Below are 9,869 nucleotides of genomic sequence, written 5' to 3' on the forward strand. Positions count from 1 at the left end.
GTACTTCTGCGGGTCGTTCGCACCAGACCCGATCACGAAGTGCGTGTGGTGCGAGGTGTGCAGCACGATGGACTCGACCCGCTCGGGGTCGTCGAAGATGATCGGGTACTCGTTGTGCAGCTTGCGGGCGAGGTCGATCCACGCCTGGGCCTGGTACTCGGCCGAGTGCTCCTTCGTGAACGAGTCGAGGATGGCACGCTTCTGCTCCCCGAGGTCGGGCAGCGTGACCTCGTAGACGGCGTCGGAACCGTCGAGCAGCCACGCGATCACGCCGTCCTCGCCCTCGTAGATCGGCGTGGGGCTGGTCTCGCCGCGCATCGCGCGGTCGACGGATTCGATCGCCATCTTGCCCGCGAACGCCGGGGCGAAAGCCTTCCAGCTGGAGATCTCGCCCTTGCGCGACTGGCGCGTGGCCGTCGTCGTGTGCAGGGCTTGCCCGATCGCCTGGAAGATCGTCTCCGCCTCCAGACCGAGCAGAGTGCCGATGCCGGCGGCGCCCGACGGACCGAGATGGGCGACATGGTCGATCTTGTGCGCGTGCAGGCTGATGGCGCGCGCCAGGTCGATCTGGATCTCGTATCCCGTCGCGATGCCGCGCACCACGTCGCTACCGGTGAGACCACGTTCGGTGGCCAGGTGCTGCGCCACGGCGACGACGGGCGGGATGTTGTCGCCCGGGTGCGAGTACTCGGCCGCGAGGAACGTGTCGTGATAGTCGAGCTCGCGCACGGCCACGCCGTTCGCCCAGGCCGCCCACTCGACGCTGACCCGGCGTGCGGCATCCGTTCCGAACACGTTCGAACCGCTGCCGCCCACGGACACCGGGTGCGCGAGCGCCTGCGCGCGCGCCGCGGTGACCGGATGCCTGAGCAACGACGCCGCAGCAACCGCCGCGTTGTCGATCACCCTGTTGACGACCATGTCGGTCACCTCGGGCGTCACCTCGACCGGGTCGGCAGCCACCTGGGCGATCTTGTAGGCCAGCTGCTCCTCGCGGGGCAGGTTCTCGTCGCTGCGATGCGTGCGTACGTGCGTGGTGTTCACCCGATCGAACCTACCTGGAGCGGGTGCGTCGCGGCATCCGCGTGTCCCCCGTTCGGGTGAGTTCCCAGCCGGCGACGCAGCCCATCCAGGCGCCGTAATGTTGATGGATGCCCTCCATCGCCACCCTGGGCGCCTTCGCGCTCGCGGCGTTCGCCATCATCGTCATCCCCGGCCCGAGCGTGCTCTTCGCCGTCGGGCGCTCCATCGCGCTCGGCCGACGCGCGGGGATGCTGAGCGTGATCGGCAACTCGCTGGCGATCATCCCGATCGTGGTGGCCGTCGCGCTCGGCCTAGGCATCGTCGTTGCGCAGTCCGTCGTGATCTTCACGGTGATCAAGCTCGCCGGCGCGCTCTACATCATCTACCTCGGCATCCAGGCCATCCGGCATCGCAAGAGCGGAGCGATCGACGCGGTCGCGAACGGGCCGCGCAGATCGTCGGCACGGATGCTCGGCGAGGGGTTCCTCGTCGGCATCAGCAACCCCAAGCTGCTGGTCTTCTTCGTCGCGGTGTTGCCGCAGTTCGTGAACTTCCACGCCGGCGCCATCCCGATGCAGATGATGGTGCTCGGGGTCGTCTTCTTCGCGATCGCGCTGCTGTCCGACAGCACCTGGGCACTGCTGGCCGGACTCGCCCGCGGCTGGTTCGCGAGGTCGCCGAAGCGCGCTGAGCGGCTCTCGGCCACCGGCGGCGTGATGTTGATCGGCCTCGGCGGCGTGCTCGCCGTCACCGGCAACAAGAGCTGACCGGCGCAGCCCTACACGTCGTCGCCGTACGACGCCGTCGGCACCATCACGGCGCGAGCCAGCGTGTGGAAGTGCAGGTTGAACCCGAGCACGGCGGGTGTCGACTCCGGGTCGAGGTCGAGGTGGTCGACGTCCACGGCATGCACGACCACGTAGTAGCGGTGAACGCCCGTTCCCTCCGGAGGCTCCGCGCCGGTGAATCCCACCTGCCGCAGCTCGTTCTTCAGCTGAACGGCGCCCTGCGGGAGGGAGCCACCGCTGCCTGCGCCGCGCTCGAGCGACGTCGTCGACGGCGGGATGTTGTAAACCGCCCAGTGCCAGAATCCCGAGCCGGTCGGCGCATCCGGATCGTGAATCGTCACCGCGAAGCTCTTCGTGTCTTCGGGGAATCCGCTCCACGACAGCTGCGGTGACGTGTCGCCTCCGCTGGCGCGGTATCGGCCGGCGATCGGATGCCCGTCTGCGACATCCTCGCTCGTCACGGTGAACGACGGAACGGCTCCGAACCGCTCGTACGGGTCTTCGGCCACGACTACCTCCTTGCGTCCCTTTGCAACATACGCCGAGGGGCCCCGATCAGCCGAGAGTCCGGTTCAGCTGCCGGATCTCACCGTCTGCGGTCGCTTCGTGAAGGCGCGACGCAGCCTCGCCGGCAGCGAACCGATCGCCCATCCTGTGACGCGCAGCATGGCCTCGACCACGATGCCGCTGGACATCTTCGAGTTGCCGCGCTCGCGCTCCGGGAACGTGATCGGCACCTCCTTGATGCGCAGTCCGGCGACCTGAGCGTGCCAGAGCATGTCGATCTGGAAGCAGTAGCCCTGGCTGAGCACGCCGTCGAGGTCGATGCGTTCGAGCGCCTCGGCGGTGAACGCGCGGTAGCCGCCGGTCATGTCGCGCACCGGAACGCCGAGTGCGAAGCGAGCGTACGCGCTGCCGCCACGGGAGATGAACTTGCGCCAGAGCGGCCACCCGATCACGCCGCCGCCCGGCACCCAGCGCGAGCCGACGATGACGTCTGCCGTGCTGAGCGCGTCGAGCAGACGTGGGAGCTCCTCTGGACGGTGCGAGCCGTCGGCATCCATCTCCACGACGACGTCGTGGCCGCGCTCGAGCGCCCCCCGCATGCCGGCGCGATACGCGGCGCCGAGGCCCTCCTTGCCCGCGCGGTGCAGCACGCGGACGGCGATGTCACCTGCCGCGAGCTCGTCGGCGATGTCGCCGGTGCCGTCTGGCGACGCATCGTCGACGATGAGCACGGTTGCCTGCGGCACCGAGTTTCTGACACGACCCACGATCCACGCGATGTTCTGCGCTTCGTTGTAGGTCGGGATGATGACGGCCACGTTCACGACGCTGATCCTCTCGTAAAAAGGTAGACGACATCCCTGTGCAGCCGATAGCTGTGCACAAGGGAGAACCCGAGGGAGCGGAGGGCGGAGACCCGCTCCTGCATGCCGGTCGCATCCGCACCGCCCGTATGGCCGCGGTATTCGACGAGCCAGACCCGGCCATCGCCCGAGGCGATGCGTGTGCCCACCTGCGGGATGCTGTACGTCTTGTCCCACAGCGAGTCGCGGTTCTCGTACGGAACGGCGAGCGTCACATCCACGACGTTCGCGAACTGCTGAGGGTACAGGTGCATCGCCAGCCGCGGCCGGTGCGCGGCGGTCGCGGTCTCGTCGAAGACGACATCGTCCCCCGGCCTGGAGTGCTGCTGGATGACCCCGGCGACGCCGGCCCAGTCGCTTCCGCTGCTCGTCACAGTCGGCCCGCGCTGCACGAGGTACGTGGGTGCGGCGAGCGCGGCCACGAGCGCGACCCCGGTGAACGACGCGACGGCGGCGAGGACGGGGCGGCGATCGGATAAGGCCGGCTTGCCGCCTCGCGCCACCAGGTGTTGCACGAGCCATCGAGCTGCGCCGTCGATCGCGACGGCCAGCAGCACCGCAACGGCGGGTGCCGTGAACGACAGCACCGGTGCGGCGTACACGGGCACCAGCGCGTTCACCGCGAGGATCACCGCCGTCGGGAGCACCAGCCAGGCGAGCGCGAACAGCAGCAGGCGTGCGCGGTCGGTGCGGAGCATCCGTCGCACTGCTGAGGTGCAGCGCCGCCGCCAGACGACGATGCCGGCCACGGCGAGCGCGATGAGCATTCCCAGCGCGACGACCGCGAGCAGGGGGTTGCGATCGAACCACGGCGCGACCGCGAGGGTTGAGACATCGATCGGCGTCGGGACCGCGACGGTCGCGGTGTGACCATGCTGGAGGATCGCGGCGTACGCGAGCGGTGCGATGAGCGCGGCGCCGGCGAGCGTGGCGAGCATCCACCGCACCATCACGGCGCGCAGCGCGGCGACATCGGAAGCGGCGGCGGACCTCGGATGAGCGATGGCGCCGAAGGTGGCGCGCACCCGGCCACGGGCATCCCACAACAGCACAGCCGCGAACGGCAGGGCGAGCAACGAGAGATAGAGGTACGCGTAGCTGCACGCCGCGTACGCGACGGCGAAGCACGCCCACGGCAGGATGCTCGTGGTTCTGCGCGTCACAAGACGCAGGAACAGCACCGCGAGCCACACGGCGCATGCGGTGCCGAGCGCGTACCAGCGCACGTCGGATCCGACGGCGGTGGTACCTGGCAGCACCGCGAAGATCAGCGCGGAGAGGATGCCCAGCCGCAGCCCGCCGTACCGGCCGACGAGCACGACGACGCCGGCCGCCGCGAGCCCGACGAAGATCGCGCTCGGCAGTCTCGTGGCGAACGCCGATGCGCCGAAGAAGTCGATCCAGACGTGCAGCAGCGCGTAGTAGGCGCCGTGGGCGGCATCCGCGCGAACCAGCTCGCCGAGAAGCGAGCTGCCCGGGCGCTCCGCCGAGAGGATGCTGACCGCCTCGTCGCTGCGGAACGGAGGCGCCCAGGATCCGAGCAAGGAGACGGCGAGCGCGACGAAGCCGATGACGGCGGCAGCAAGGGGGCTGCGGTACGACATCCGTGCGATCCGCGGTGCGACCGCCGTTGCGCGGGCGGATGGCGCGCCCCGGCCCGTGCCGTCCGGACGCGTCCTGGTGCCCTGCCTGGCAGCATGTGCGGTCGGCAGCACATGGTTCACGTTCGCGCTCGTCACCGCACCTCCTTCGCCGGCATGTCGCTTCCGCCACGGCCGAACGGGTCGTCCGATCGGGCGATCTGGTGTCTGACCAGGCAACAGGCATGCGCTGGGCATCGCCCCCGCTGAGCGTCGACCGCACGTGAACTTCTTCACAGAGGTGTGCGACCTGTGTGCTGCTTCAGGGCTCGCCGCACGTCGCGGCGGCCGCGGGGTCAGGCTTCGGCGACCACCTGAGGCACGGGACCACCCGTGACACGGTGCCCCCACGCGGCGACCACGAGCACGATGACCGCCGACACGAGCAGCCCGATCGCGGGCTCGACGTGCACGGCGGCCGACCCGACGACTGCACCCAGCCCGATCAGCACGACCGCTCCTGCGCGTCGCGCCCACGGCTGCCCCTTACCTCCGCCGAACACGGAGTCCGCGGCGAGGCCGGCGAGCGTCGATGTCACGACCACCGTCGTCACGTCCTTCACCGCGATGTGCCTGGCCGTCGCTGCCTGCGCGCCCATCGCGAGGCCGAGCATCCCGGTCACCGTCCACTGCATCGACTCCTGCGGGTGCCTGCCCGTCACGAACAGCACCACAGCGGCCGCAAGGAGCAGCACGCCGACCCCGGTGAAGACGATCGTGGAGAGCCGGGTCCAGCCGGCATCCACTCTGCGCAGTGTGCGTCCGCCGATCGCCGCACCCGTCATGAAGCAGATCAGCGCGATCACCGGACCGATGATCGGCAGGTTGTCTGCGCCGAGCAGGGCCATGCCGAGGATGACCACGTTGCCGGTCATGTTGCCGGTGAAGACGTGGTCGAGGCCGAGGTAGCCGACGGCGTCCACGACACCGGTGGAGAAGGTGAGCGCGAGCATCAGCCCGAGGTGCGTGCGTTCGTGCAGTCCCCATTGCTTGGCCATGCCGTACTCCGTCCTGCTCCGGCGGTCCGAACGATCATCACACGTACGAGAGGATGGGTCGGGTGAGCATCCCCCTCTCCGGAACCCCCATCGACCTCGCCAACGGCGACTACCGTGCATCCATCGCGAGCATCGGCGCTTCGCTGCGCTCGCTCACGTACGCCGGCCGCGACCTCGTCGTGCCGTTCGACGCGGACGAGCTGCGGCCCGCGTTCCGTGGAGCCACGCTCGTGCCGTGGCCGAACCGCATCGTCGATGGCCGGTACAGCTTCGACGGCGTCGAGCAGCAGGCGCCCCTGACCGAGCCGGAACGCGGCAACGCGCTGCACGGCCTTGCGGCGTGGCTCGACTACGAGGTGCGCGACCGTGACGACGACTTCGTCGAGCTGGCGGCGACCATCCAGGCGCAGCAGGGGTACCCGCACCGACTCGACGTGACCGTGCTGTTCCGCCTCGGCGACGACGGCCTCTACTCCGCCGTGACCGCACGCAACACCGGAGAGGATGCCGCCCCCTTCGGCACGGCACCCCACCCCTACCTCGTCGCGGGCGACGGACGCGTCGACGACTGGACGCTCACCCTCCCCGCAGACCGGGTGCTCGCAGTCACGCCCGACCGGCTCGCCCCGATCGGGCTCGCCGACGTGGACGGCCTGGTCGAGGGCACGCAACGGGCCGGCGCGTTCGACTTCCGCACACCGCGCCGCATCGACGACGTGTTCATCGACCACGCGTTCACCGGGCTGGCGAGGGATGCCGACGGCGTGGCATCCGTTCTGCTCACCGCGCACGACGGCCACGGCGTCACGATGCGCTGGGATGCGGCGTGCCCCTGGGTGCAGGTGCACACCGCCGACCAGCCCGACCCCGAGCGCAGCCGCCTCGGCCTCGCGGTCGAGCCGATGACCTGCCCGCCGGACGCCTTCAACTCCGGCATCGACCTCATCGTGCTGCAACCGGGCGAGTCCACGACCGCCGGCTGGACGATCGCCGCCGTCGGGTAGCCTCAGCCGGCGGCGCGCGGGTGGCGCTTCGCCCAGCGGCGCTCGATCTTCAGGTAGCGGATGCGTCGCGCCCACGCACTCGAGCGCTCGGACGAGAGTGCGAGCAGCACGAGGATGTCCAGCGGCAGTCCCAGCAGATTCGCCCGCAGGTTGACCTGAGCGCCTCCGTTGAAGAAGTCGATAGCGGCGGCGATGACGGCGATCGCGCTGAGCGTCATCGAGAGGATGCGCGCCCAGTTGCTGCCGCGGAAGATGAGCGTGATCAGCGCGAACTGCACGAGCAGGCCGAAGATCGTGATCCCGATCGAGACAATGGCGATCACGATCGTCACGTTGCGCGCGAAGTCCTCGGGAACGCCTTCGACGTCCACGGAGACCGATCGCACGAAGGCAGTCCAATGGGTAGCGGTGATCAGCACGAAGAGCACGCCCGCCAGCGCACGCAGCGCCAGTAGAGCGCATCCCAGGGCGATCGAGACCGGCCGCTTGTCGGCCGCCGCTTCGACGACATCCGTTTCGTTCTCGAACTCATGGCGGGATCGGATGCCCCGCAGATCGACCACGGGCAGGTTGCCGTCGGTGATGATCGAGTCACCGCCGCCGTTGCGCGCGTGGTAACCGGTGGAGAAGTCCTGGATCACGCCGACGTGCACCGAGGCATCCGCCTTCTCCACGGATCCGACGACGTAGTCCCGCTCGATGTCGGTGTTCGCGTCGATCTTGTGCGTCACCTGCAGCGTGAACAGAGAAAGGCCCACGCGGCGGTCGAACGTGGCTGCGCCCAGCCAGTCCGCGCGCTCACCGCCGGGCAGCCGCCAGTCATCCGGGCATTTCCAGAACCGCACATGGTGCCGCTTCGCCGGGTTGCCCAGCACCTCCTGCTGATAGGCGAGGTCCTGCTGCCTGCCGAACAGCAGCAGCGGGCTGACCGGGGCCTCGTCGTAGCTGCGCCGCAACAGCGTCGACGTCACGATCCGCCAGCTCGAGCGCGCCGTGACGGGGTCTGCGCGCGTCCAGCCGGCATCCGCCATCGCGGTCTCCAGCTGCGCCTGCGTGCCGAGGAGCGCCAGGTTGATCGGGTCGCCGAGCAGCCCGTCGCTGGTGCGCGCTCGCCCGATGAAGTAGTTCGGCACGTAGATACGGGTGAGGATGCTGTGCAGCCGCGGCAGCACCAGGTACGCCAGCAGCGCCCAGAACAGCACGAAGAAGGCGATGAGCCACCAGCCCCAGCTGAAGCTCTCGGATGCCAGCAGCCACGCCATCCAGATCGCCGCGAGGGTGGCGAGCAGGAAATACCCGTAGTCGATCGCGCGCGCGAGGCGCAGCCGGAAGGTGCGAGCAGGCCGCTTCTTCGGCTCCTGCTCGCCGCTCTCGGTCCGGCCTGCTGAGCCGGGCAGCATCGCCGTCTCGGGCGCCGGCCCGTCAGCGGTTCCCCCCACCGGCATGGCCCCATGGTACGGGCGATTGAAGGGAGAGTCGCGCGAGTTTGCTCGCGGGACCGACCTGACTGAGCCTTTGAGCGGCGCAGCCGCGATACGGGCGATTGAGCGTCGGTGCCGCGGGTGCGTGGGAATGCGCTTGCTCAACCGTTATCGGATCGTGTCTGACGGAACGTATCGGAGCCGAACAAAACCGGGCATGATCACGTCAGCCGCATTCAGAAGTTGAACGCGGCGATCCCGGTGGAGTTACGAGTCTCATCAAAGGAGAGAGAGACGTGAAGAAGTCTGCACTGATTTCTGTCGCCGTTCTCGCGAGCGCGTCAGCACTACTGCTGGCCGGCTGTTCGAGCGGAAGCGGCGGCAATAGCACCAGCGCGAGCGGAAAGACGCGTGCGTGTGTGATCCTTCCCGACGCCGTGTCGTCCCCTCGATGGGAGAACGGCGACCGGCCCGCCTTGCAGAAGGCGATCACGGATGCCGGCTTCCAGGCCGATATCCAGAACGCGCAGGGCGACACGAGCAAGTACGCGACGATCGCCGACCAGCAGCTCAACAAGGGCTGCGGCGTGATGCTTCTCGTCGACTACAACGGCGCGGGCGTCACGGTCGCCAAGAAGGCGAAGGCGCAGGGCATCCCAGTTATCGCGTACGACCGCCCGATCGCAGGCGCCGACTACTACGTGTCGTTCGACAACGAGAAGGTCGGCGAGCTGCAGGGTCAGTCGATCGTTGACGCGCTGAAGGCGGAGGGCAAGGATCCGGCGAGCGCCAAGGTCGTCTACATGGGTGGCGACCCGACAGACGGCAACGCGAAGATGTTCCACGACGGAGCGGTCAAGATCATGTCGGCAGCGGGCATCAAGCCGGCCGCCGAGCCGCCGGGGATCTGGGACGCCGACAAGTCCGCCACGAACTTCGAGCAGGCACTGACCTCCCTCGGCGGCAAGGTCGACGCGGTCTGGGTCGCCAACGACACGAACGCTTCCGGCGTCATCTCCGTGCTCGACAAGAACGGCCTGACGGTTCCGGTCACGGGGCAGGATGCCTCGACCGCCGGCCTGCAGAACGTGCTGCTCGGCAAGCAGACCTCCACGGTCTACAAGCCGTATCAAGACGAGGCGAAGGCGGCATCCGACCTCGCGATCACCCTGCTGAAGGGCAAGAAGCCGAGCGGCATCACCCAGAAGGTAGACGGAGTTCCGTTCATCGCCGAGACGCCCCAGCTGATCACGGCGAAGGACGTTCAGAAGGTCATCGACGACGGCAATGCCAAGGCGAGTGACATCTGCACCGGTGCGGTGGCCGCCGCCTGCACCAAGTACGGCGTGCACTAGGCATCCGTCATCATCATCGCCGGTTGAGTAGGCGGCGCAGCCGCCGTATCGAAACCTGCCTGGCACGGGCGTCGGGTCGATACGCCGCTTCGGCGGCTACTCAACCGGCGGTGTGCATGTACAACATGTACGAAAGGAACCCGACATGGATGAACCGCTCATCTCGCTGACGTCGGTCACGAAGAGCTTCGGCCCGGTCGACGTGCTGCGCGGCGTCGATCTGAAGGCGTATCCGGGCAAGGTCACCGCCCTGGTCGGTGACAACGGCGC

9 protein-coding genes are annotated in these 9,869 nt (G+C 68.6%); 3 read left to right on the forward strand and 6 right to left on the reverse strand.

All coding sequences use genetic code 11. The annotated features are described in order from the left end of the window. Positions 1 to 1,044 (reverse strand): MmgE/PrpD family protein (locus ACTHNC_RS06900; RefSeq protein WP_440293859.1); only part of this gene is annotated, 1,044 nt, incomplete at its 3' end. 107 nt (positions 1,045 to 1,151) lie between these two features. Here ACTHNC_RS06900 and ACTHNC_RS06905 point away from each other — a divergent pair. Beyond that, complete coding sequence (locus ACTHNC_RS06905) at positions 1,152 to 1,790, forward strand: LysE family translocator (RefSeq protein ID WP_440293860.1); 639 nt, start codon at positions 1,152 to 1,154, stop codon at positions 1,788 to 1,790. 11 nt (positions 1,791 to 1,801) lie between these two features. Here the strand turns inward: ACTHNC_RS06905 and ACTHNC_RS06910 are convergent, their stop codons facing one another. From ACTHNC_RS06910 to ACTHNC_RS06925, 4 genes are all read right to left on the reverse strand, one after another. Continuing rightward, positions 1,802 to 2,320: a YbhB/YbcL family Raf kinase inhibitor-like protein gene (locus ACTHNC_RS06910; protein WP_440293861.1), complete on the reverse strand. Its 519-nt coding sequence runs from the start codon at positions 2,318 to 2,320 to the stop codon at positions 1,802 to 1,804. Between the two features lie 63 nt (positions 2,321 to 2,383). Then, positions 2,384 to 3,142, reverse strand: a complete 759-nt coding sequence (locus ACTHNC_RS06915) for a polyprenol monophosphomannose synthase (protein WP_440293862.1) — start codon at positions 3,140 to 3,142, stop codon at positions 2,384 to 2,386. Next, the gene (locus ACTHNC_RS06920) at positions 3,139 to 4,920 is read right to left on the reverse strand and encodes a glycosyltransferase family 39 protein (protein WP_440293863.1); all 1,782 of its coding nucleotides are present in this window, start codon (positions 4,918 to 4,920) and stop codon (positions 3,139 to 3,141) included. The genes ACTHNC_RS06915 and ACTHNC_RS06920 overlap by 4 nt, the downstream gene beginning before the upstream one ends. A gap of 197 nt (positions 4,921 to 5,117) precedes the next feature. Next, complete coding sequence (locus ACTHNC_RS06925; protein WP_440293864.1) at positions 5,118 to 5,819, reverse strand: YoaK family protein; 702 nt, start codon at positions 5,817 to 5,819, stop codon at positions 5,118 to 5,120. Between the two features lie 53 nt (positions 5,820 to 5,872). Here ACTHNC_RS06925 and ACTHNC_RS06930 point away from each other — a divergent pair, with 53 nt between their 5' ends. Further along, positions 5,873 to 6,823, forward strand: a complete 951-nt coding sequence (locus tag ACTHNC_RS06930) for an aldose 1-epimerase family protein (protein WP_440293865.1) — start codon at positions 5,873 to 5,875, stop codon at positions 6,821 to 6,823. A gap of 2 nt (positions 6,824 to 6,825) precedes the next feature. Here ACTHNC_RS06930 and ACTHNC_RS06935 read toward each other — a convergent pair whose 3' ends face one another. Next, positions 6,826 to 8,268 (reverse strand): LssY C-terminal domain-containing protein, encoded by a 1,443-nt coding sequence (locus tag ACTHNC_RS06935; protein WP_440293866.1) that lies wholly within the window; start codon positions 8,266 to 8,268, stop codon positions 6,826 to 6,828. Positions 8,269 to 8,540: 272 nt separating this feature from the next. Between ACTHNC_RS06935 and ACTHNC_RS06940 the strand changes: the two genes are divergently transcribed. Next, positions 8,541 to 9,599, forward strand: a complete 1,059-nt coding sequence (locus tag ACTHNC_RS06940; protein WP_440293867.1) for a sugar ABC transporter substrate-binding protein — start codon at positions 8,541 to 8,543, stop codon at positions 9,597 to 9,599. Positions 9,600 to 9,869: the final 270 nt, after the last annotated feature.

This window comes from Humibacter sp., assembly GCF_051954055.1.
In the GTDB taxonomy this organism is placed as follows: domain Bacteria; phylum Actinomycetota; class Actinomycetes; order Actinomycetales; family Microbacteriaceae; genus Humibacter.